The organism is Neobacillus sp. NRS-1170 (assembly GCF_050468025.1).
In genome coordinates this window covers 85,684-109,966 of the sequence record NZ_JBITPF010000011.1, presented here as the reverse complement: position 1 = coordinate 109,966, position 24,283 = coordinate 85,684, and the positions used below count along the sequence as shown (strand labels likewise).

The window sequence follows — 24,283 nt, the reverse complement described above, 5'->3', positions numbered from 1 at the left end:
TGATGTTAATATTTTTAACTCTGTTGATTGGAGCAGAAATCAACAGACAAGTTTCAAAGAATCAAATTATTAAAAAGAAGTAAAGATATTGAAAATTTAAGTAAATATTTTCGAAATAAAATTATCTGAATATTTTCTATAATTAGACAAGTAATAACAAAGATTATAAAAATATTCAGGAGGTAGAGTCGATGAATGCAATTCGGGGGGGAAGAAGTTTATTTCTGGTGATGCTGGTGTTGTTTCTTATTACCGGGTGCTCAACCAATAAGGATGTGAGCACAAAAGAGACTGGGAAGAAGACCGCATCAAAAGAGGGTGGCACACTAGTGATAGCCCGTTTGTCTGATGCGGAAAATTTAGATCAGCAGTTTATGTCTACAATCAATGCAGCAAGCGTTACACACCGCAAAGTGTATGAAGGTTTAGTTGGCCGTGATAAAAATGCCGAAATCCAGCCATTGTTAGCAGAAAAATGGGAGCAGGTGAATGATACCACATGGGAATTCAAATTAAGAAAAGGTGTTAAATTCCATGATGGTACCGATTTTAATGCTAATGCAGTGAAAGCTACTTTTGATCGCCTCTTAGATCCTAAGGTAGCTTCTCCAAGAGCTGTTGTTTTTAAAATGGTAAAAGAAGTAAAGGTTATTGATGACTATACTGTTCAGTTTATTTTATCAGAGCCATTTTCCCCGCTGCTTTCAATTTTGGCAAGCCATGAAGGCGGAATCATTAGTCCTAAAACCATCGAAAAATACGGAAAGAATATTATTAAAGAACCAAATGGAACGGGCCCATTTGTTTTTGAATCGTGGACGCCTGGACAAGAAATTGTCTTAACCAAAAATAAAAATTATTGGGGAGAAAAAGCAAAGGTCGACAAAGTAGTATTTAAGGTCGTACCTGAGGAAACCACCAGAATTTCCATGCTGGAAACGGGAGAAGCCCAAATTGCTGAACCGCTTTCTGTCCCAATGATGGATACGGTCGCAGCTTCGCAGGCAGTAGATGTTTATCGAAGTGAAGGATATGGAACCGAATATATTGGCTTTAACGTTCAAAAGAAACCATTTAATGATGAAAGAGTCCGGAAGGCCATTGCCCATGCAGTTGAAATGGATTCCATCCTGAAAGGGGTCTATAACAACGTAGGGAAGAAGGCAAATTCGCTATTAGGTTCAAAAGTTTTCGGGTACAATCCTGATATGAAAGCGTACGAATATAACTTAAATGAGGCAAAGAAATTACTGGCTGAGGCAGGCTATCCAAATGGCTTTGAAGTGACCCTTAAAACAATGGATAGCAAAGAAAGAGTGAATATGGCCGAAGTTCTTCAATCACAATTAAAAGGGATTGGAGTAAAATTAAAAATCCAAGTGTTGGAGTATGGGACCTTTGTTGACCAAGCAAACAAGGGAGACACTGAAATGTTTATCCTGAGCTGGAGAAATGCGACGGGTGATGCCGATTATAATCAGTATAACCTTTTCCATACAAACTCACAGGGTGGAGCTGGGAATACCTTCTTCTACAGTAATAAAGAAGCAGATCGCTTAATTGAAGCTGCCCGCAGTGAAAAAGACCAAGAAAAGCGGAAAGAATTATATGCCCAGTCACAGCAATTAGAAATGAAAGAAGCGGTTTATATTCCGGTTCGAGTCATAGAAAATTTAGCAGCTGTCTCAAAGGATGTAAAAGGCTTTTCTATTAGTCCATCTGGCTATCTGGAATTAAATGATGTCTCAATAAAATAGACACTAGCAGATAAGAGGGATATCCATTGGATAACCCCTTTTATCATGTTGGCTGTGTTAAAGGTCATTATTGATTTTGAAACTCTGTTGATTGGAGCGGAAGGCGCGAGACTCCTGCGGGAGGACGGGGCAGGGGAGACCCCACAGGCGCTTCAGCGCCGAGGAGGCTCCCCGGACCGCCCGCGGAAAGCGAAGCGCCTGGAGCGCAAATCAACAACATAGTTTAACACAGCTTAATGAAAAAAGGAGGGAAAAGTTTTTGAAGCTTGAACAAGGTCAAAAACTATTATTTATTGGCGACTCCGTGACAGATTGTGAGCGTGTAAAACCGGAAGGAGAAGGATTGTTTGGCGCCCTCGGCAAGGGCTATGTTTCCTTTGTTGATGGGCTTTTGCAAGCCGTTTACCCGGAACTTGGAATTCGCGTGGTGAATAAGGGGATCAGTGGCAACACCGTTCGTGATTTGAAAAGTAGATGGCAGGAGGATGTAATTAGCCAAAAGCCAGACTGGTTATCTATTATGATTGGCATTAACGATGTATGGCGTCAGTATGATACACCGTTTATTAAAGACTGGCATGTGTACCTTGATGAATATGAGGATACGCTTCGGAATCTTGTAATGGAGACCAAGCCGTTAGTAAAAGAAATGGTTCTAATGACTCCATTTTATTTGGAAAGCAATCAGTTGGATTCCATGCGCCAGTCAATGGATCAATATGGTCAGGCTGTCAAAAGAATTGCAGAAGAAACAAATTGTATATTCGTTGATTCGCAAGCTGCCTTTCATGTGGTTTTAAAGGACCTCTATGCTGCAGCCATCGCTTGGGATCGTGTCCATCCTTCCACTGCTGGACATATGGTCCTTGCCCGGGCATTTCTGAAAGAAATTGGCTTTGATTGGAACCGCAACTAATCTAATCTACTAGAAATGGAGGGAAGATTAAATTGAAAGTTATTTATAAGAGTTTTGGTCAAATTGATTACCAGACGGTCTCATCATTTACATTGGTTAATGATAACGGAGTAGAAGTTACAGCGATCAATTATGGATGTACCATAACGAAAATCGTAGTTCCTGATAAAAACGGAAATTACGAAAATGTTGTCCTTGGACATGATTCACTGAACGATTATTTAAAGGATCCCTATTTTCTCGGTGCAGTCGTTGGCAGAGTGGGCGGTCGAATTAAAGGCGGATCTTTCGAACTGGATGGCCAAATTTACACTTTGGCTAAAAATGACGGTAACAACCATTTGCATGGCGGGATAAAAGGTTTTGATAAGGTTGTTTGGGATGCGGAAGTCATGGAAGAAGGAGTGCGTTTTTCTTATTTCAGCCCCGATGGCGAGGAAGGGTACCCTGGGAATCTATATATACAGGTGACGTATACACTAAATAACAATAATGAATTCACAATTCACTATGCCGCCCAAACTGATAAAAAGACGCTTTTAACCGTCACAAACCATGCTTATTTTAACCTTAGCGGCAGCCTGAAAAGGGATATCGTGAATCACGCCCTGACAATTAAGAGTGATCAATTTTTAGAACTCGATCAGGAGTATATTCCAACAGGCATTTTTGTGGACGTTAAAAATACGCCATTTGATTTTACAAGTGAAAGAATAATAGAAACAGGTATTGCATCAGACCATCCACAAAACGTCTTAGTAGGGAACGGTTACGATCATCCGTTTCTATTAAAGACAAATCATGATAACGAAATTGTTTTGAAGGATCCTGACAGCGGACGTGTTTTGACGATTGAAACAGATGAGGCCGGGGTTGTAGTATATTCGGGGAATTCCTTAAAAACAGAAGGAGAATTCCGGGGAACGCCATCTGGAAAACACCTTGGTATTTGCTTGGAGACTCAAAGGATGCCTGATGCCATCCATCATCCTCATTTTCCATCTATTATTTTAGACAGTGATCAGAAGTATTCATCTAAAACAGTTTATAAGTTTGGAATTGAAAAGGAATAAAAAAGGAGTTTTTGAAAATGAATTATTGCGAACTAGGCAATACAGGAATCATGATTAGTGAAGTCAGTTTTGGAACATGGGCGATCGGTGGTTCATGGGGCAGGACGAGTGACGCAGAAGCACTAAAATCCTTGGAATATGCCATTGAAAAGGGTGTTAACTTTTTTGATACAGCAGATGTGTATGGGGATGGACATAGCGAAGAGTTATTGGCAAAAGCTACAAAGGGCAAGGAGGATCAAATCTATATTGCAACCAAATTCTGCCGGCAGGGTGATATATTTGATTCGAAAAATTACAGCTATGAACAAGTATCCGAATATTGTGAAGCCAGTCTGCGCCGCTTAAACAGAGAAGCGATTGATTTGTACCAAATTCATTGCCCTGCCACTGAAATTTTGAAAGATGGCAGTGTATTTGAGGTACTAGATCGTTTGCAGACAGAAGGGAAAATCCGTCACTACGGAGTCAGCGTCGAAACCGTGGAAGAGGGCTTAATTTGTTTGAAATATCCGAATGTAAAAAGCCTGCAGATTATCTTTAATATGTTCCGTCAAAAGCCATTAGAAGCATTAATCCCTGAGGCGTATCAAAAAGGGACAGGCCTGCTCGTTCGATTGCCGCTTGCCAGCGGGCTGCTGACAGGTAAATTTACTGCTGAACATGTTTTTGAAGCAGATGACCACCGACGTTTTAATGAAAATGGAGAGGCATTTAATGTCGGGGAAACATTTGCCGGTTTGGGATTCCGAAAAGGTGTAGAATTGGCAGACCAGTTAAAATGGATTGCCGAGGGCCGGAAATCGATGGCAGGTGCCGCACTGCGCTGGATCTTGGACCAAAAAGAAATTACTTGCATTATTCCTGGTTTTAAAAATGTCAAACAGGTTGAGGATAATCTTTCAGCCCTTGAGACAAAACCATTCTCAGAGGAAGAAAAGCAAGCCGTACAACGATTCTATGAGGAAAATGTAAAGGATTTTATTAGGGGTCCTTATTAATTTGAGAGGGAGCATTCCAAATGATTAATGAAGTTCCTGCATCGCAGAAGGTTATTGCGATTACGTTTGACGACGGGCCCAATCCTATTTATACACCACAAGTATTAGAGATTTTTTCAGAAGCCGGCGGAAAAGCCACTTTCTTTATGATTGGCAAGCAAATGAGCAAGTATCCTGAAATGGTAAAAAAAGTGGCAGAACAAGGACATGAAATTGGAAATCATACTTTTACTCACCCAAAGCTGTCTCAATTAACGCAGGAAAAATGTTCAGAGGAAATTGAACGTAATGAGAGTCTGATAGAGGAGTTGGCTGGACGAAAGCCAGTTGTCTTTCGTCCTCCTTACCTTGATTATAATCATGAAACACTCTCAGTACTAGAGCAAAAGAGCTATCCAATGATTGGAGCGCTAAATCTGGGAGCACATGACTGGGAACAGCCAGGGGTGGATCATATTCTTGCCAAAACAAGAGACTGTGTTAGAAATGGGAGTATCCTGCTTTTCCATGATGGCTACGGGGACCGATCTCAAACAATAGAAGCGGTCCGTATTCTAGTGGCTGAATTATCATCCCAAGGCTATCAATTTGTTACCGTAAGTAGTCTATTAAATGGACAGATTTAAAGTAAAAAAGGGAGCCCATATTTAAATGGTTTGTGCTCCCTTTTGCTTTTTTTCTATTTTTTGAAAGGATAGATAGCAGCAAGCCATAATAATCCCTGCTGTTATGCTTCCTCCATAGAAAAATAATAGTCCAGGTATTACTTTTACCACAAAGTATACAGCAATTACTCCAAGCAGCATGACAATGTTATTTATCGGATTGATCAGCATAATGAAAAGAGCATTTTTAAATAGTTGAATAAACGTAACATTGTAATGGACGTATACCGGAAAAATATACAAAAGGCTCATAATGATTGCAAAGATAATTAAGTATAAAGGGATGTTAGTTAGTTGAAGTAAATGGCTGGCATCGATTTTCATGTAGTACAAATCAGTGAAAATAAGACCTGCGAATAAAGCCAAAATAATCCCTAATCCATTGCTTCTAAGAAACTCTTTTTTATAGGCAGTTTTGAAGGTTTGAAACACGGGAATATCACTTTGTCCCATTATCCATTTACGCAGGACCGTAAACATGGCCACTGTTGCAGGGGATAATCCGAATAGCACTAACCCAAGTAAAGAAAAGCCAATCCATAAAAAATTGAGATAGGCAAACTTGGTAATCCACTCGGTAAGGGAGTAAAGACCTCTCATTGATAGTTTATTCATAAAAATCTCCCTTTCATTAACTGAACATACAATTTTACTTGAGATAATTATAGCCCATTGAATCATGATTGAACATTGGTTAGATTTTCTAATATTTTGTATATTGAAATAATATTTATTATCACATAAGAATACGTTATAGTAAATGAAAAACTATTCTAAAATAAATAGGTGATTCATAAATGTTTTCACTTTTAAATAAATGGAACACGTTACGTAATCAAATACTTGTCGTTTTTTTAGTAGTAATGCTGATTGTCTTATTAATTGTTGGCTTCCTAACATTTAATCAGGTGTCCGCATTGCTGAAAAATAACGCAGAAAAACAAATGAATCAGACTGCCGTTGAAGCAAATGGAAGATTAGAGTCTTTATATAAACAAATTAGTACGGCATCTAAACTAGTTATGACCAATGATAATAGCCAAAGAATCCTGACAAAGGGATATGAAGGAAAGGTGATTACCTTTTCAGAACGACAGGAATTAAAAGGCATTGTGAACACGATTCAGGCGAATACGGAAGGGATATTTGCTTTTGAGCTTTATACGAATAATTTGACTCGATTACTTCCTTTAGATGATACGAATTTAATCACGAGAATTGATGGCAAGTGGATTCAAGAGGCTAATGAAGCAAAAGGCCGGCTGGTTTGGATTGGAGATGACCCGAGTAATTCAGATAATATACTAGCACTAAGGCGTGTGAATTTAATGGGCCATGGCTATGCGAATGGCGGTTATCTCCTCATTAGTGTCTATCGAAGTTATCTACAATTTGCCAACCAAGATGAGGCCATGATTCCCAACCAGTATTCCATTCTTTTAGACAGAAACTCTAAGCCGATCTTATCCAACTATAAAAAATCTCTCGAGCCTATCATAACAAATAATTCACTTACCCTTTCATTGGACAAGCAGGAATACATGGTAACCAAACAGACCTCGAACGAAACAGGCTGGACTTTGATTATTCTAACTCCAATAAAAGCTTTTACCGAGGGTATTAGTGTACTAAAGGCTGGGATTATTATTTCGGGTATTATTGGATTTATTATCTTTTTTTTCAGTTCACTATTTCTATCTACTTTTATTTCAAGACCAATAATCAAATTGACGAAAACGATGCAGCGGGCTAGCGCAGGCTCATTAACAATGAACCCTGGTGTGACATCGGTAAATGAGATCAAAGAATTAAATAGTACCTATAATCAACTCGTAAAAGAAACCAATCATCTGATTCAAATGGTTTATCAAAAAGAAATTACTCGAAGCAGAAGTGAATTAAAAGCATTGCAGGCTCAAATTAATCCTCATTTTCTATTTAATACATTAGACGCTCTTAAGTGGACGCTTGAGGATAAGGATGAGGAGGAACTGGCCGAGTTTGTCGTTGCCATGTCTGAATTATTCCGTTATACCATAACTAAACAAACGGATGGAGACTGGGTCACAATTAAAGATGAAATTCACCATATCGATAATTATATGGAAATTATGAAAATGCGGTTTGGTGACCAGCTAAAATGGAAGCTTAATATGCCATCTGAATGGGAATGGGTAAAAGTCCCAAAATTGTTGATTCAACCGTTAGTAGAAAATGCTGTCCTCCATGGTGCTGGGAATACGTCGAGGCCATGTACGATAAGCGTTTCTATTCAACCTGCGGCGAATCTGGAGTACCTGGAAATACGTGTATCAGATGATGGGCCCGGAATCGACCAAGAAAAGTTGGAATCTATTAAACAGGCGATGCAATCCGGTGGCGTTATGTCGATGAAAAAAGGCAGTGGAATGGCGATTTCCAATGTGCATAAACGCCTGGAATTATACTATCAAGATCGTTTGAAAAGTGGACTTGCCATTACAAGTGAAGTAAATAGGGGGACAACAGTTTCTTTTGTAATACCTGTGAGGGGAGAGGGAGAACTTTGTTAAATACAAAAACCATATTGGTTGTCGATGATGAACCCAGAACCCGCCAAGGGCTAAAAAAAACATTGGATACGTGGGCAAATGGGAATTATCAAATCTTTACTGCTTCAAATGGGGAAGAGGCCATGGACCTTATGCAGAAACAAAAGGTCCATATTCTCATTACGGATATCCGGATGCCGGAGATAACAGGCCTGCAATTATTAAAAATAGCAAAGGAGCAAAACATCTATCCAGTCATCATTGTTATTTCTGCCTACTCTGAGTTTGAATATGCCCAAGAAGCCCTTCGTTTAGGTGTTATTAACTATTTACTAAAGCCGATTAGCAAAAAGGCCCTAATTGAGGCTGTGGAAGGTGCTGTACAAGCTGTCGAAAAACAAGAGCGGGCCGGAATGATAGAAAAAGTCGTAGACCAGAAGCTCATGAATGTTAATGCCCAAAATCCTTCGAATCGTGTACCGATAAGGGAAGCAATCGATTATATCAACAATAATATTAAGAATGAGTTGACCCAGAAAGAAGTGGCCGATCATGTTCATTTAAACCCAAGTTATTTAAGTGTCTTATTCAAGGAACATGTTAAGCTCACCTTCAGTGAATATGTAACAAGACGGAGAATTCAACGTGCGAAGGAATTATTGATCTCTACTAACCTTCCAATCAACGACATCGCCGAAGAATCGGGGTATAAAACGGCTAAATATTTTATTAAGATATTCAAAGAATTAGAGGGTATGACACCAAGTGCATACCGGAAAAACAACAATGAAAGGGCTTTCTAAAAATAGTAGTATTTTTCCTAATCGCCGTGACCTATTTTTCAGAACAATCTGACTGTATTCTATAAATGTAAGGAAAATCAAAGAAAAGGTCATAGGGGGAATTACATTGTATAAAAAGAAAACGGTTGCAATTATCATGTCTGTAATCATGCTTGTCTCTCTAGCACTTGCAGGTTGTTCTTCTTCAAGTTCTTCTGAGGAAAGCAGCAGCGCAGATGGTAAAAAGGTTATCAAATTCATGCATTTATGGCCTGAGGGCAGTTCCAATGCCCAGTTCTCCATTGTTAAAGATATCATTGGAGAATATGAAAAGGAACATAAAGATATCAAAATTGAAACTGAAATCCTAAATCCTGACCAATATAGAGAAAAGCTTAAAGTTTTGGCTTCCTCTAACGAGCTTCCTGATATTGGTATGACTTGGTCAGATGGATTCATTAAGCCATATGTAGATGGCGGCATGTTAGCGCCTTTAGACGATGTAGTAAATAAAAATCCAGATCTTAAAGATGCATTTATTCCTGGTGTAAAAGAGTCCTATGCAGTTGATGGAAAAACGTATGGTCTGCCGTTAGAGTTAAACATTTCATACGTTTTCTATAACAAGGAAATCTTTAAGAAATACAACCTTGAAGTTCCAAAAACTTTTGAAGAGTATAAAAAAGTTGTCAAAACATTAGCTGATAACGGAGTCGTTCCTGCCACTGTAGGAGCGAAAGATGGATGGCCGGCATCATTCTGGTTTATGTATCTTGCAGACCGTATCGGCGGACCTACTATTCTAACAGATGTTATCCATGGAAAAGCTAAAATGGATGACCCGGCTATTCTTAAAGCAGCTCAAGAAGTACAAAACCTTGTTGACATGGGCGGCTTCGTAAAGGGTGCCAGCGCTTTATCTAACGATGATGCAAAAGGTTACTTTATGAATGAAAAGGCAGCAATGTTCCTAACAGCTACTTGGGAATTGCCAAACTATACAACAAGCCCTGATGTTAAACAAGAGTTTAAAGATAAAATCGGATATTTCAAGTTCCCAACTTATGAAGGCGGTAAGGGTACCGATATCAACAGTTATGTTGGCGGTCCTGGTGTAGGTTTATTCGTTGCAAAGGATTCTAAGGTTCAAAAAGAAGCAAAAGATTTCGTTGGCTACCTCGTGAAGAGATGGGGAGAAAAATCAGTAACAGACGCTGGTGTTATCCCTGCTACGAAAGTTGATACATCAAAATTAAAACTTGCTCCAATGTACATTGATATCTTAAAAGATTTGAGTGAAGCATCAAACGTTACAACCTATTTTGATACTCAATCAAGCCCAGCTGTATCAGAATTACACCACGATTTAGTCACAGCTCTATTCGGAAAACAAGTTACGCCGAAGGATTTTGTTAAGCAGCAAGCGGATGCACTTGCTAAAGAGCAAAAGTAATCAAGTGTAATGAAGTTGCTATAAGTCATAGAGGGCATATCGGATATGCCCTCTATCTATTTAGGAAGGGAGTATAGAAAAATGAAAAATGTAATGTCTAACAAATTCGTCATCACCCTTTATGTACTTCCTGCGTTAATTCTAATTCTTCTCTTAATTTATATCCCTATCGTCTTAACTGGTTATTATGGATTAATGGACTGGAACGGCATCGGCAAGATGAAGTTTATCGGTTTAGATAACTATATCGAGTTAGTCAAGGATAAATTATTTTGGCAGAGTACATGGCATTCCCTGCTGCTTGGTCTTTTTTCTACGGTCAGCTTGGTAGGTTATTTAATTTTATCGCTGATCTTGGCAAGTAAAATCAAAGGTGCCAACTTTTTACGAAAAATTTATTTAATTCCGATGCTATTATCTTCGGTTGCTATTGGACAGCTGTGGGCAAAGATTTTTGACCCTACAAACGGCATGATTAACAGATTGTTAATCATATTTGGAGTTGATAATCCTCCTGTCTGGTTAGCTGATTCTAAGATTGCGCTATATGCCCTCTTCTTTCCGATTGTTTGGCAATACGCGGGCTTCTATATCATTATTTTCTATGCAGCCTTAAAGAATGTGCCGGAAGAACTGATTGAAGCGGCGAAAATTGATGGAGCAACTTCCATTCAAATTGCCTATAAAATAAAGCTTCCTCTCATTGCCGGTGTCATCAAAGTCATGGTTATTCTAGCAATTGTCGGCTCATTAAAGTATTTTGACTTGATTTTTGTCTTAACTGGCGGCGGACCTAACCATGCAAGTGAGGTTATGGCCTCTTATATGTATTCCGAAGCTTTTAGTAAGTATAACTTCGGATATGGAAGTGCGATTGGATTCGGATTATTAATCATCTGTCTTGTGATGACTTGGCTGATTCAAAAATTACTATCTTCTAAAGAAGTTGAATTTTAACAAAGGGGAGTGAAAAAGATGAGTAAAGCAGTAATGGAAACAAAATTCAATACGACCTTGTCGGCTCCTTATAAAACTAGTAAATCGCTCGGACGTAGAATCGGATACGGAGTACTTTACGTTATTCTGGGAATCATTGCGATTATTCAAATTTACCCGTTAATTTGGCTGCTCCTGTTTTCCCTAAAAACCAATCAAGAGGTTTTTGGCATGTCACCGTTCTCACTGCCACAAAATCCACAGTGGGGCAACTACGCAAAGGCATGGTCAGCAGGCCATATTGATGTTTACTTTTTTAATAGTGTGCTTTACACCGTTATAGCTGTTGTACTTACTGTGATTCTTGCAAGCTTTGTAACGTTTGCCATCACCAGAATGCATTGGAAATTGAGCGGGCTGGTTCTTGGTTTGTTTATGGCGGGGTATATGATTCCCCTTCACTCAACCTTAATTCCATTATTCAACATTTTTAAATCGACACATCTTATTGATAACCCAGTTTCCGTCATTTTATCTTATGTAGCGTTTAATTTGCCGATTACGATTATGATATTAGCAGGATTTTATAAAACACTTCCACGGGAAATTGAAGAGGCAGCTGTAATGGATGGATGTTCTATCCACAGGATCTTCTTCCAAATCACATTGCCAATGACTATACCTGTTCTTTCAACAACCGTTATTATAAACATGATTTATAACTGGAATGAATTCGTGTTTGTAAATACATTCCTAAGTTCCGATAAATGGAAGACCATTACCGTTGGAGTGAACAACTTTGTCGGACAATACTTAACAGATTGGGGAGCGATTGGTGCAACCCTAATGATCAGTATTATTCCAGTATTAATTGCTTACTTTATTCTGAGCGATCGGATTGTTGAAGGGATAGCAGCAGGATCTGTAAAAGGATAAGAAGGTAAGGGCTGACTCTTTTTACGAGTCGGCCATTTTTATTACTGTAAAATTCGGATGCCTTAAAAAGAAGAATAAAGAAGCCCTCTCAAGCAATTCGTTTAAGAGGGCTTTAAAATTATTGGGAATATTATTCTTAGATATGGAAAGCCCTTTTCACTAGTTCAATTAAAAGGAGTGGAACGGATATGCACAAAGCAGTAATAGTTGACGACGAAATTTTTTTTCGACAAGGCTTAAAAAGTTTAATTGATTGGAAAAGCTGTGGATTTGAGGTTGTAGCTGATGCTTCAAATGGAGAGGATGCACTCTCAATAATACATAAAATCAAACCAGATTTGGTAGTTACAGATATTCGAATGCCTGTTTTAGATGGATTAACGCTAATCAAACAATTAAAGCAAAAAGAGGGGCACCATCCTAAATTTATCATTATTAGCGGCCACAGTGATTTTAAATACGCTCAACAAGCTGTTCGTTATGGAGTCCATGATTTTATCCTAAAGCCAATAGATCAAGAGGAAGTAGAGCAGACCCTAAAATCGCTTTCCAAATCCATAACTGAACAGAAGATAATGTTTGAAAAAGATATTGAACTGAAGAAAGCTATTATATTGGATAACTTAATATTTGGAATGGTAAATGAGAGGGAGGTTAATGAATTATCCTCTGATTTATCCTTGAAAAACGTATCCGAATATTACTATATGGTGGTTGAGGTTAATGGTTTGCCTCTGCTTCCCGGTGACGCTGAATGTCAACTTAAAGATAAATTAACCAATATTATCCGTGATATCAATGACACTAGGATTGGGGTACTAATTCAAGATCTGGGCCAAGGAAGTTATGGAATAATTATTCCTTCTACATATCTTAATCGATTCCAAATGCAAATTGCCAAATTTGCCCACTGGACATATGGATTACTTACAAAGTGTAGTAATCAAAGGATTACCTTTTATATTGGTTCTGCCGTTCCTAAATTACATTTAATAAGAAACTCTTACGAAACAGCTCAAGAAATACGTCAATATAAATATACACAAGAGGAACAAAATATTTTCTTATATCATGAATTTGAAAAGAATAGATTAATCACTTATACCGAGCTTGAGGATTCGTATTACCATTTACTAATGGAACAAGTTGAAGAGAATGCAACCATTTCCATTATGGAAACAATTGATAAAATATTCCTTCAGTTTTCATGGAGAAGAATGGCAAGGGCGGCTGTCCTCGCATCCATTAATCGATGCGTACACTCAATCTTAAAGATTATTAAAAATATGGATGGGGATGAGTCACAACTGAAAACTTTTCAGAATATGCTCCATCTGCAAAATAATAATGTAACACTAAAGCAATTAAGGAAACTGTTTCTTGATTATGTGTTAGAAAGTAAAGAATACATTGCCATTTTGCGAAAAAAATCTGCAAATGGTGAGGCAAATAAGATTAAACAATTCGTTGATTTCCATTATCGTGAAAATATTAGTTTAAAAACAATTGCTGCCAAGTTTTATATGAATCCTGTCTATTTAGGACAGTTATTTAAGAAAGCCTATGGAATTTATTTTAAAGACTATTTATTACAAGTAAGAATTAGTGAAGCAAAAAAGCTGCTGCGTCAAACGGAAATGAAGATTTATGAAATAGCTGAAAGTGTTGGGTTTAATAACACCGATTATTTTGTGACTATTTTTGGCAGGCTTGAAAAAATAACACCCACTGAATATCGTCATAAAATTCATGAGAATAGAAAAGTGAGATAAATATGAAAAGAGCTAAATTTAATTTTCATAACGTGCGTTTAAGTAATAAGTTACTATTTATGTATATTTTCTCTGTATTCATTCCAATCGTTTTAACGAATATTATCTTTTATTCAGTTACTATCAACAATGTAAAAAAACAGCAAATACACGACTCAGAGCTGGCGCTGAGACAAATTAGAAATGATTTTGGCAAGATTATCGACGATGCCGTCGGGATATCGTCTTCCCTCTATACGAATGCAAAAATTAATCTTTTCCTCGAGAAGGACTATTTAACAGATGTTGATTACGTGGAGAATTATGATATGTTTCTACGAACATTTAATCAATCAAGTCCAATTAATCCATCTATTAATTCTATACGATTTTATACGGATAACCCCACAGTTATTTATTCAGGAGGGGTTTATCCATTAACAAATGATATAAAGAAGTCAAATTGGTACAAGCAAGACATGGATAGGAGTGCTGCATCTCCGATTGTTTTACATTCACCGATTGATAACCAAACACCAACGTTTAGTCTTATGAGAAGGCTTGATTATTTTAATTTTAATAACAAACAAAAAGTCGTTAAAATCGAATTAAATCCTTCAACTATTGAAAGTATCTTTCATAATGTTACGTTCAAAGGGAATGTTTATCTACTGAATGCCGAGGATGAAATTGTTTATACCACTCAGAAGGATTTAGCATGGAGAAAGAAATTCATCCATTTCAGTAGTTTATCGAAAACAAATCGGACTGTTATTCTTAAATCGCCCGCCTTGAATCAAGCATACCTGCGAAACTGGACAGTGATTGGAACGATATCGGAAAAAACGATGTTAAATACCGTTTATAAATCAGGGCATTTTATTATTTATCTTGCCATCATCAATATATTAATCCCTTCTATCATCATTATTTTAATTAATCGATCTTTTTTAAATAGACTGCATCGGATCTTAAGGCATGTAAAGAAATTAGGTGATCAAAACTTTGAAAGGATTCCTGATCCTGAATATACAGACGAAATTGGACAATTGTCTAGTGAATTTAATCGAATGACAAAAAAAATAAAAGAGCTTATTCATGATGTTTTTCTAGCTAATATTCAAAAACAGGATTTGGAAATAAAACGAAATCGTGCCCAGCTTAGTGCACTACAAAGTCAAATTAACCCTCACTTTTTATTTAACGCACTTGAGACGATCCGAATGAGAAGCTTGATGAAAGACGAACAAGAAACTGCCAAAATTATTCATAATATGGCAAAAATTTTCCGAAATTCTCTTACATGGGGAAAAGACTTTGTAACAGTAAGTGATGAGATTAATCTCATTATTAGTTTTCTAGAAATACAAAAATATAGATTCGGGGATAAGCTAAGTTACGAAATTCATGTGGATGAAACTGCAGAGGATTGTTTGATTCCTAACATGGCATTATTACCATTTATCGAAAATGCCAGCATCCACGGTATAGAACCGATGAAGGAAGATGGCGAAATCAAAGTTAGGATTACTCTGGAAAAGGATATTTTATGTTTCTGTATAGAAGATAATGGATCCGGAATGACGCAAGTGAAGAAGGAGGAATTGTTGGCTTCTTTAGAAAGGGGCGAAGAAATCGGAGAAAATGTAGGGATTAAAAATGTCTATTATCGATTGAAGCTTTATTACCGCAATCAATTTCAGTTTACTTTCCAAAGTGAGAAACAAATAGGTACAGTGGTTATGATTCAATTACCCTATAACCTAGTGCTTTCATAAATAAAACAGGGGGTTGAAAAATGCTTAAGAAATTTTTGTCTGTAGTATTATTGCTTGTACTTTTGATTTCTATTGTCGGGTGCACAAAAGACGAAAGCGCCAGCAGCAAACCAAACAAATCAGGCAGCAAGGATTTATCCCCAGTAACATTTACTTATTTTAATGCAGGCACCCCAGGTAAAAACATGAACACAAATGAAACAACCATTGGTAAAAAATTAGAAGAACAAACAGGTGATAATTTCAAGGTTGAATATCTAGCAGGTGATTTAAATACTAAAATAGGGACAATGATCGCCAGTGGAAAATATCCGGACATTCTATCACCTGATGCCGGAATTGATAAAGTTTTGGATGCCGGCGGGTTGATTAATCTTACTGACTTAATCGAGAAGCATGCTCCGAATCTAAAAAAATTGTATGGTCCATATCTTAATAGAATGAAAGATAATGATGGAAAAATCTATTTCATTCCATTTAACGCACCACAAAGTTTTGTGGCAGATCCAAATATTACACAAGGTGCCTTTTGGATCCAACGCGGCATTCTAAAAGAGGCCGGTTATCCAAAAATTAAGACGCTTGATGAATATTTCAATCTGATTGAACAGTATCAACTTAAGCATCCAAAGGTGGATGGGTCATCAACGATTGGTTTTACAGCACTAACATATGACTGGCGTTTCTATGCTCTATCAAATGTACCTAACCATTTAGCCGGCTATCCAAATGATGGGGAAGTAATGGTTGATATGGACACACATAAAACTTCTGTATATGCAAACAAAGATGAAACAAAGCGTTACCTGCAAAAATTAAATGAATTGAATAGCAAAGGCCTTTTTGATAAAGAGGCATTTGTGGCAAACTATGATGAATACTTAGCTAAAATTTCATCCGGACGCGTGTTAGGATTCTTCGATTATGGCTGGGAGGTTCAACAGGCATTGGATAATTTAAAAGCAGCAGGAAATGACGACAAGCGTTACATGCCGCTGCCAATTACGTTTGATGGTCAAAAAGATCAATATATTGATCCGATGACATTTATCAATAACCGTGGAATTGGTATTACTGTTAGTGCCAAAGACCCTGTGCGTATAATTAAATATTTTGATAATCTTGCCAAAGAAGAAAATCAAAAGTTAGCATTTTGGGGCATTAAAGATGAAACATATAGTGTGAATGACAAAGGAAGATTCTATCAAACTCCTGAACAAGCTGAAAAGACAGCAGATCAAAAATATCGTGAAGAATCTGGATTAAAAATGTTTGAATATTACTGGCCGCATGGAGACGGACTATATAGTGATGGAAATGCTTGGAATCCATCAAAACAGCCGGAAGTTGCTACAATGTCTTATACAGATGGCGACAAAGCGATTCTAAAAGCTTATGGTGCAACCGTATTCTCTGACTTGTTTGCAAAACCTGATGACCGTCCATGGTATCCAACCTGGAGTGCAAGCATTAAACAAGGTTCCGCGCCTCAAATTTTCGGAACAAAAAAGACCGATTTAATTAAGAAATACTTCCCTAAATTAGTCTTATCTTCACCTTCAGAATTCAACTCACTTTGGAAGGAATATACAAAAGAATTTAATTCCTTGGATACAAAGTCATTCGAAAAATTCATGGATAAAGTCGTCGAGGACCGCATTAATGAAATAGTAACGAGTAAATAAACAAGACGACCAAAAGAAGGAAGGCTGATATTGCCAATTGGCTATATCAGTCTTCTTTTTTACATTTAACTATAGTAGTAAGAGACACATCTTTAGTAATTTAAGTAAAACATATAGTTTGTTGGGTATATAAACAATCTTTGGGTTGATAGAATGAATGTTGTAAAGTAATCCTGCAGTTAATTTTTGATTCACAATTGAAAGCCCTTTCTTTATTTATCTGCTGGAAATAATGAAATAGGAGGTGTCAATAGAGGGCTAGGTTCATTATCAGAAGTGGATATGTTTTATTATCAAAATTCCTGTTTTTTGAATGGACATTTGAAACAAGTTTTTTCGAGAGGATGATATAGTATGAAAAAAATATTCAGTCTCCTTCTTGTATTCCTACTTATGATAGTTTCTAGTAAAAGCCATATAACATTGGCATCAGCTGAAAATTCAACAGCTGTAAAGATTCCGGTTATGTTATATCATGTCGTTAAACCAAATCCGGATCCGAACAATCCATATCAATATCCTCTTGCAGAATTTGAAAAAGAAATGGCCTACCTTAAGGAGAATGGCTATCGGACATTAACGATGAAGCAATATTTTAACATCCTCGATAAAAAAGCTGCAATGCCTGAAAAACCTATTTTACTAACATTTGATGATAATTCAAGTGACTTTTAACAATATATTTTCCCTATCCTGCAAAAATACGGTATGAAGGCTACTGAATTTACGGTTTCAAACTGGGTGAACGGAAGCTGGAATATGACGGCAAGCCAGATGCTGACAATCATGGAAAATGGAGTTGATATCCAAAATCATTCCGTAACACACACTTTCCTAGCAAACTTAAGCAGAGAGCAACAATATGCAGAAATCAATGATGCAACAATCGCACTAAAAGAGTTAACAGGAAGGACAACAAATGTTTTTGCCTATCCTTATGGTAATTATAATGCCTATACCATCTCTGTACTTAAAGAATTAGGATTTAAAGGAGCCTTCAAAGTAGGGGGAGGCATTAGTACCGACCAGAGTGATCGATATCAAATACCTCGAATCATGATGCTTCAGAACCATACTTTGGACGACTTTATTGGAATGGTTACAATTGGGGACTAGAAGCTAGAGAGTTTATTAGTTTGTCAGATTTTAAATAACCTTTTCAAAAATAAATTTCTTAAAAAGGAGATAGAAACATGCTAAAAGTCTTACGTAAACCCGTTATTTCAGGATTAGCCTTAGCTTTATTATTACCTGCAGGAATGTCAAGCGTATCTGCATCTGATACAGCATCATATGCAAACAAACCAGCGATTAGTGGATTAGAGGCACCACAGCTTGACCAAAGATATAAAGATTCCTTCACTATTGGTGCAGCGGTTGAACCTTCGATGTTACAAGGAAAAGATGCGCAAATGTTAAAGCGCCATTTTAATAGCATCGTTGCTGAGAATGTCATGAAGCCAGCAAGCTTGCAGCCAGCCGAAGGCCAATTTAACTGGGGGCCTGCTGACCAAATCATCAATTTTGCCAAAGAAAATGGCATGGACGTACGCGGCCATAACCTTGTATGGCATAGCCAGGTACCAGATTGGTTCTTCCAAGATAAAGATGGAAATCCAATGGTCGTTTGGCAAAACGGAAAGCAAGTGGTTGCCGATCCAGGAAATCTTGAGGCAAACAAAGAGCTTTTATTACAGCGCTTACATGACCATATTAAAGCAGTGGTATCACGCTATAAGAATGATGTAAAATCCTGGGACGTTGTGAATGAGGTAATCGATGAATGGGGTGGAAATCCTAATGGTTATCGTCAATCTCCATGGTATCTAATTACTGGTCTAGACTATATTAAAGTCGCTTTTACAACGGCTCGAGAATATGCTGCTCCAGATGCCAAGCTTTATATTAATGATTACAATACAGAAGTAGAACCAAAAAGAACGTACCTCTACAACCTAATTAAGAGCTTGAAGGAGGAGGGTATTCCAATCGATGGTGTTGGCCACCAGTCTCACATCCAAATTGGCTGGCCTTCTGAAGCTGATATTGAAAAGACGATTAACATGTTTGCGGATCTTGGGTTAGATAACCAAATTACCGAGCTTGATGTAAGTATGTATGGATGGCCGGTATATTCGTATCCGACCTATGCTGCCATTCCAGAACTCAAATTCATGAATCAAGCGGACCGTTATGATCGTTTGTTCAAGTTATATGAGAAATTGGGCGATAAAATTAGTAACGTAACATTCTGGGGCATTGCCGATAACCATACTTGGCTGAATGACCGTGCCGATGTTTATTATGATGCAAACGGAAACCTTGTTTTAGATAGCAAAACTCCAGCTACAAAGGCACCAGAAAAAGGCAAGGATGCACCATTTGTTTTTGATCCTGATTACAATGTAAAACCAGCTTTTTGGGCAATTATCGACCATAAATAGGATAAAAAAATCAGCTCTGAGGTTTTGGAGCTGATTTTTTAATATCTATTCATGGTCCATAAGAGTTGTGGTTTTCTGGTGGATATTCTTTTATTTTCTCTCTAAGCTGTAATTCATCTGGTGGAGTCAACCCAGATCGTTTATCAAAATAAATAGCAATTCCGCCTAATATAATGACAGGCATCAGTATATATAACCAAATCATTATGACACCTCCAAAAGCTTATTATAAATATTATATAATAAAATTAACTTTTTTTTACAATTAATTTAAAACGAAACTGATTGTTGGGAGAAAATTTATTTCTATCGTTACAGGAAAATCATATATATAGTGTAAAAGTTAACAGGAGTATTAAACATTGGACAAACAAAATAGCCGATTTAGATGGGTTGTATTTGCTTCTGTATTGTTCACTTATTTATTAATGTCGAGCCAGCGGACCGCTCCAGGATTGATTACAGATCAAGTGATGAGGGATTTTCATGTAACAGCTTCAACGATTGGGATACTGACAAGTATGCAATTTTTTGTATACACTGGTTTGCAAATTCCGATGGGTATTTTGGCGGATCGTTTTGGTCCTAATTTTTTTCTAATAGCAGGTGCAATACTTACAGGCATAGGCACAATCATTTATAGTTTGGGTACGAATGAATTTGTCCTGTTTTTTGCTAGAATACTGACAGGGACTGGTGATGCGACCATCTGGGTCAATATGGTGTTAATAATGAGCCAATGGTTTAATGCAAAGGAATTTGTTCGATTAATTGGTCTGGCTGGAATGACAGGAAGCCTTGGTTTCCTTTTGGCGACAGTCCCTTTCTCCGAATGGATTGATTTACTTGGCTGGAGGGCGGCCTTTTTTTCAGCGGGACTATTATTATGTTTTTGTGGCATTCTCCTTTATTTTGTACTCTTAAAAAAACCAAACGAATCAGCATTTGTAAAAAATGAAAAACAACGTGAAAAAACGTTTGATTTATTACAAAGAATATTTTCGAATCGACAGGCATGGGCTTTATTCTTTTGTCACTTTGGGGTTGTCGGCGCGTATGTTGGATTTATTAGTTCGTGGGCAGTGCCCTATGGGATGAATGTGTATGGAATGACACGTTCTGGTGCGAGTCAGCTCATCATGATTGGTCTAATCGGGGCACTTATCGGAGCTCCCCTAACTAGCTGGATTTCAAGTCGGTTGGAAACCATTAAACGTCTCTATGTTATTGTTCATATCATTATGTTATTAAGCTGGTCTACCTTTCTATTATTTAGTGGGAATCCGCCCCTTTTCGTTCTCAGTATGCTGTTCTTTATCATTGGCTTTGGATATGGGGCAAGTGCGTTAACGTTTGCTGCCGTTCGTCAATCTTTTCCGCTAATAGAATCTGGCATTGTCTCTGGGGTTGCGAATACCGGTGGTTTTCTAAGCGCTGTACTGCTGCCAAGCATCTTTGGAAATGTTTTGGATCATTTCCAGTCTGCTTCAGGAAGTATAAGTGATGGATACTACTTCGGTTTCATCACTCCCGTAATCTTTTCCATGATTGGCTTAATTGGAGTGATTTCTATTAAGGAAAAGCGAAAGGGTACAGAACATAATACCTATCCCCATTTATCTTAAAAAAGTTCATGATTTCAATAAAAAAGGGAGATCGTTTTTAAAAACAATCTCCCTTTAATATTAGTTGTTTTTCAAGATCATGTTAGCTTCCTTTTGCAGGAAATTCTCGGCTGAAACGACATGGGCATATATTCCGTTTAGTGCACTGATGAACGCATAATGAACCTGATCAGCTGGCACTTTCTTTTCTTGATAAGATAAGTCCCTTGTCGTACATGCATCTTCAATAAGTGTACATTCAAAACCTAGATCCCTTGCAGCTCTGACTGTGGCATCAATGCACATATGCGTCATCATTCCGCAAATCACTAGCTTAGTGACTCCATTTTCTCTTAATTTGTTTTCTAATTCCGTATTGAAAAAGCTGTTAGGTCTATGTTTTACGATAATACTTTCATGCTGTAACGGTAAAACGGCTTCATTGATTTTGGCTCCATCTGTGTCTGGAAGAAAGAAAGTTGCCCCTTCTTGAATTGAGATATGCTGAATATGAAAAACAGGATGGTTATTTTGTCTAAACCAATCAAGGATTTTACCTGCATTTTCAGCTGCTTTTCCAGGATTGCTTAATTCCATTTTTCCATTTGGAAAGTAATCATTTTGAATATCAATTAAGAGTAAAGCTGTTCTCATTTTTTTCCACCTCATCAAAAATTGATTATAATAATATCATAGATAATCTCTTGATTTTAATCGATACTTTGATGAAACACTTTTAGCTAAAATAATTTCATGGTGAAAGGAATTTATATGGAACTTGATCAAATTGATTTTCAAATCCTCCAGTTATTAACTGAAAATTCTCGTATTCAATGGAAAGACTTAGGGGAAAAAATTCATATGACTGGACAGGCAGTAGGGAATCGAATTAAGAAACTTGAGGAAAGTGGGGTAATTAAAGCCTATTCCCTAATAGTCGATGAAATGAAATTAGGACTCATGTTTACAGCGTTTGTCATCATTCATATGAAAACAGCTAATCATGATTCGTTTATTCATTTTATTAAGGCGAGAAATGAGGTAGTTGAAGCTCACCGAATATCAGGGAAAGGATGTTACCATTTAAAAGTAATCGTTAAATCCCAAGATCAATTGAATCTGTTTCTTAATAAACTTCTTGAGCATGGGAACTACAGTTTAAATCTATCCATACAAGAGATTAAACAACAGAATCCGTTGACTGCAACTTTTTAATAAGTCAAAAGCCATAAAACAAAAAACAGGAAATCATTAACGATTTCCTGTTTTTTATTTAATAGATGACTACCGGCTCGTATGTACTGAGATTCTCATACACAGTCTTCATAGCACTTACCGGTGTATTGACACAGCCATGCGATCCTGCATTTAGATAGGCATTGCTTGCCCAGTTTGACCGAAAGCCGGCATCGTGGAAGCCTTGCCCGTCATTCGTAAAAGGAGCCCAATAATTAACTTGTACTTGATAACTAGGTTTTCCTCCAAGTTCTCTGCCTGTTAGTGTGGCTGGTGTACGTTTATAGAGGATATACCATACTCCTTTTGATGTATCATTACCAGTACTGTGTTTGCCGGTAACGACATTTGTTGTAATGGCTAATTTTCCATTTTTGTAAATCCAAATACGCTGCTCAGCAATGGATACTTCTGCATACGTATCGCCAATGCCATTGTTCGTTAACGTGTCAAAACCGTAGCCTTCACCTTTCCAGCCATGACCGATGATATTGGAAGCTGTAACGGTTTTCTCTGCTTTTTCAAAAGCGGCCTGAACCAGTGCGGCTTCTTTGTCCACATCTAATGCCCAGCCATACCCTTGTCCTTTTACCGAAACGACTTTGCCTGAATGGGTCTTAAAGGAGAAATTTTTATTCAATGTGGATTGAGTACTATTAATTTCGGCAATTTTCTTGTTAATATCGCCTGGGTCAATGGTCACCTTCATGTCTTTTGACACAGAGGCAGTTTTAATTAGTTCACTGGCTTTTAACGTATGAACTTTATCCTGCACCTTATAATCAACCGTCTGGGCAAGGAGTCCCTGAAGCTTTTTCTGTTCATTTTTGATAACCTGGCTGTCCTCTTTGATTGGCTGTATGTATACAGGTTGAAGACGGATTTCACTCGTATATAAATGATCCTCATAGGCCTTTAAAAGGCCGGCAACATCATACTGCTCCCCACTGCTGCTTTTGGAGACAACGATTTTACCTTGTTCCAAATGAACCTCTGCATCTTTCGGAGCTTTTAAAGTCTTATTCATAGAAATTAGCTTTTCTTCCACTTGTTTTTTCATTGTCTCGCTGCGGTACTGATCCAAAGTGCTTGGCATTAATGAAAAACTTTTTGCTTTTGAAGAAGGAAAAAAGCTCTGCTGGCTTTTTAATAATTTTTTGACTCCAGGCAGATCTGTACTCGTAAATTTCATTTCTGTATCGTTTCCATCTAAAATTTGCTGTTGTCCGACAAAGACTTCGTTCTTTAATACGGAAGTTTTTAATTTTTTAAGGGCCTGCTCAGCCGTTAGTCCCCCGACCTTTGTGCCGTTAATCTTTACATTGGCGTTAAAGTGTTTTGCCTGATAATAGCTGATCGCCGCTATTACGACTGCAATAATAATGATGATACCTGTTGTAATGAACTTCCAGTTGGCAAAACTTTTCTTTGAGCTGCTACGACGTTTACCCAATTCTTCTACTGATTGATTTAATGCACTTTCCAAAAAAATTCCCTCCCGCAACGGTGATCCAGCTACCCGCCCACCGTTTTAAAACTTTAAGTTTTACTTTCAAAGATTACAATTATATTACTCTATTATTACACGTTAGCTACTATTCTACTAGAAATTTGGGTCGAACTTTGTCACTATTTGTACACTTGGAAAAATTTATTTAAATAATATTAACTAAACCTAAAAAAACCCCTTTTCTTTGAGGGCTAAAGAAGAAGGGGGATAAATCATAGTCATACT

22 protein-coding genes are annotated in these 24,283 nt (G+C 37.4%); 18 read left to right on the top strand and 4 right to left on the bottom strand.

The features are described 5' to 3' along the window. The first annotated feature begins 191 nt into the window (after positions 1 to 191). The 5 genes from ACIFOT_RS04140 to ACIFOT_RS04120 all read left to right on the top strand — a co-directional run bounded on the left by ACIFOT_RS04140 (position 192) and on the right by ACIFOT_RS04120 (position 5,373). A complete protein-coding gene (locus ACIFOT_RS04140; RefSeq protein WP_430061965.1) occupies positions 192 to 1,757 on the top strand; it encodes a glutathione ABC transporter substrate-binding protein in 1,566 nt (521 codons plus the stop codon). 259 nt (positions 1,758 to 2,016) lie between these two features. Beyond that, the gene (locus ACIFOT_RS04135) at positions 2,017 to 2,673 is read left to right on the top strand and encodes an SGNH/GDSL hydrolase family protein (RefSeq protein ID WP_430061962.1); all 657 of its coding nucleotides are present in this window, start codon (positions 2,017 to 2,019) and stop codon (positions 2,671 to 2,673) included. Between the two features lie 32 nt (positions 2,674 to 2,705). Beyond that, positions 2,706 to 3,746, top strand: a complete 1,041-nt coding sequence (locus ACIFOT_RS04130; protein WP_430061959.1) for an aldose epimerase family protein — start codon at positions 2,706 to 2,708, stop codon at positions 3,744 to 3,746. Positions 3,747 to 3,763: 17 nt separating this feature from the next. Further along, on the top strand, positions 3,764 to 4,747 hold the full coding sequence (locus ACIFOT_RS04125) for an aldo/keto reductase (protein WP_430061957.1): 984 nt from the start codon (positions 3,764 to 3,766) through the stop codon (positions 4,745 to 4,747). A gap of 20 nt (positions 4,748 to 4,767) precedes the next feature. Continuing rightward, the gene (locus ACIFOT_RS04120) at positions 4,768 to 5,373 is read left to right on the top strand and encodes a polysaccharide deacetylase family protein (protein ID WP_430061955.1); all 606 of its coding nucleotides are present in this window, start codon (positions 4,768 to 4,770) and stop codon (positions 5,371 to 5,373) included. Positions 5,374 to 5,394: 21 nt separating this feature from the next. On the opposite strand, the gene ACIFOT_RS04115 is transcribed toward ACIFOT_RS04120, so the two are convergent. After that, on the bottom strand, positions 5,395 to 6,027 hold the full coding sequence (locus ACIFOT_RS04115) for a YesL family protein (RefSeq protein WP_430061953.1): 633 nt from the start codon (positions 6,025 to 6,027) through the stop codon (positions 5,395 to 5,397). 182 nt (positions 6,028 to 6,209) lie between these two features. On the opposite strand from ACIFOT_RS04115, the gene ACIFOT_RS04110 reads away from it, so the two are divergent. The 11 genes from ACIFOT_RS04110 to ACIFOT_RS04060 all read left to right on the top strand — a co-directional run bounded on the left by ACIFOT_RS04110 (position 6,210) and on the right by ACIFOT_RS04060 (position 19,708). Beyond that, positions 6,210 to 7,964 carry a sensor histidine kinase gene (locus ACIFOT_RS04110; protein ID WP_430061951.1) on the top strand — a complete coding sequence of 585 codons (1,755 nt, stop codon included), beginning with the start codon at positions 6,210 to 6,212 and terminating at the stop codon, positions 7,962 to 7,964. Then, positions 7,958 to 8,746 (top strand): response regulator transcription factor, encoded by a 789-nt coding sequence (locus ACIFOT_RS04105; RefSeq protein ID WP_430061948.1) that lies wholly within the window; start codon positions 7,958 to 7,960, stop codon positions 8,744 to 8,746. Before ACIFOT_RS04110 ends, ACIFOT_RS04105 begins: the two co-directional genes overlap by 7 nt. A gap of 136 nt (positions 8,747 to 8,882) precedes the next feature. After that, complete coding sequence (locus ACIFOT_RS04100; RefSeq protein WP_430062280.1) at positions 8,883 to 10,178, top strand: extracellular solute-binding protein; 1,296 nt, start codon at positions 8,883 to 8,885, stop codon at positions 10,176 to 10,178. 81 nt (positions 10,179 to 10,259) lie between these two features. Further along, positions 10,260 to 11,135, top strand: a complete 876-nt coding sequence (locus tag ACIFOT_RS04095) for a carbohydrate ABC transporter permease (protein WP_223589061.1) — start codon at positions 10,260 to 10,262, stop codon at positions 11,133 to 11,135. Between the two features lie 33 nt (positions 11,136 to 11,168). After that, a complete protein-coding gene (locus ACIFOT_RS04090) occupies positions 11,169 to 12,050 on the top strand; it encodes a carbohydrate ABC transporter permease (RefSeq protein WP_430062278.1) in 882 nt (293 codons plus the stop codon). A gap of 188 nt (positions 12,051 to 12,238) precedes the next feature. Next, a complete protein-coding gene (locus ACIFOT_RS04085; RefSeq protein WP_430061945.1) occupies positions 12,239 to 13,822 on the top strand; it encodes a response regulator transcription factor in 1,584 nt (527 codons plus the stop codon). A 2-nt stretch (positions 13,823 to 13,824) separates the two neighbouring features. Further along, entirely contained in the window at positions 13,825 to 15,579 is a 1,755-nt protein-coding gene (locus ACIFOT_RS04080) for a sensor histidine kinase (RefSeq protein ID WP_430061942.1), read from the top strand. A 20-nt stretch (positions 15,580 to 15,599) separates the two neighbouring features. Next, entirely contained in the window at positions 15,600 to 17,264 is a 1,665-nt protein-coding gene (locus tag ACIFOT_RS04075; RefSeq protein WP_430061939.1) for an ABC transporter substrate-binding protein, read from the top strand. A gap of 354 nt (positions 17,265 to 17,618) precedes the next feature. Continuing rightward, the gene (locus ACIFOT_RS04070) at positions 17,619 to 17,939 is read left to right on the top strand and encodes a hypothetical protein (RefSeq protein WP_430061938.1); all 321 of its coding nucleotides are present in this window, start codon (positions 17,619 to 17,621) and stop codon (positions 17,937 to 17,939) included. Positions 17,940 to 17,945: 6 nt separating this feature from the next. Continuing rightward, the gene (locus ACIFOT_RS04065) at positions 17,946 to 18,380 is read left to right on the top strand and encodes a polysaccharide deacetylase family protein (protein ID WP_430062276.1); all 435 of its coding nucleotides are present in this window, start codon (positions 17,946 to 17,948) and stop codon (positions 18,378 to 18,380) included. 77 nt (positions 18,381 to 18,457) lie between these two features. Continuing rightward, on the top strand, positions 18,458 to 19,708 hold the full coding sequence (locus ACIFOT_RS04060; RefSeq protein WP_430061936.1) for an endo-1,4-beta-xylanase: 1,251 nt from the start codon (positions 18,458 to 18,460) through the stop codon (positions 19,706 to 19,708). A gap of 49 nt (positions 19,709 to 19,757) precedes the next feature. On the opposite strand, the gene ACIFOT_RS04055 is transcribed toward ACIFOT_RS04060, so the two are convergent. Beyond that, positions 19,758 to 19,913, bottom strand: a complete 156-nt coding sequence (locus ACIFOT_RS04055; RefSeq protein WP_430061933.1) for a hypothetical protein — start codon at positions 19,911 to 19,913, stop codon at positions 19,758 to 19,760. Positions 19,914 to 20,070: 157 nt separating this feature from the next. Here ACIFOT_RS04055 and ACIFOT_RS04050 point away from each other — a divergent pair, with 157 nt between their 5' ends. Further along, a complete protein-coding gene (locus ACIFOT_RS04050; protein ID WP_430061930.1) occupies positions 20,071 to 21,333 on the top strand; it encodes an MFS transporter in 1,263 nt (420 codons plus the stop codon). 60 nt (positions 21,334 to 21,393) lie between these two features. Here the strand turns inward: ACIFOT_RS04050 and ACIFOT_RS04045 are convergent, their stop codons facing one another. Continuing rightward, positions 21,394 to 21,966: a cysteine hydrolase family protein gene (locus ACIFOT_RS04045; RefSeq protein ID WP_430061927.1), complete on the bottom strand. Its 573-nt coding sequence runs from the start codon at positions 21,964 to 21,966 to the stop codon at positions 21,394 to 21,396. Between the two features lie 117 nt (positions 21,967 to 22,083). Here ACIFOT_RS04045 and ACIFOT_RS04040 point away from each other — a divergent pair, with 117 nt between their 5' ends. After that, positions 22,084 to 22,527, top strand: a complete 444-nt coding sequence (locus tag ACIFOT_RS04040) for an Lrp/AsnC family transcriptional regulator (protein WP_430061924.1) — start codon at positions 22,084 to 22,086, stop codon at positions 22,525 to 22,527. Positions 22,528 to 22,585: 58 nt separating this feature from the next. Here the strand turns inward: ACIFOT_RS04040 and ACIFOT_RS04035 are convergent, their stop codons facing one another. After that, positions 22,586 to 24,034: a L,D-transpeptidase family protein gene (locus tag ACIFOT_RS04035; RefSeq protein ID WP_430061921.1), complete on the bottom strand. Its 1,449-nt coding sequence runs from the start codon at positions 24,032 to 24,034 to the stop codon at positions 22,586 to 22,588. Positions 24,035 to 24,283: the final 249 nt, after the last annotated feature.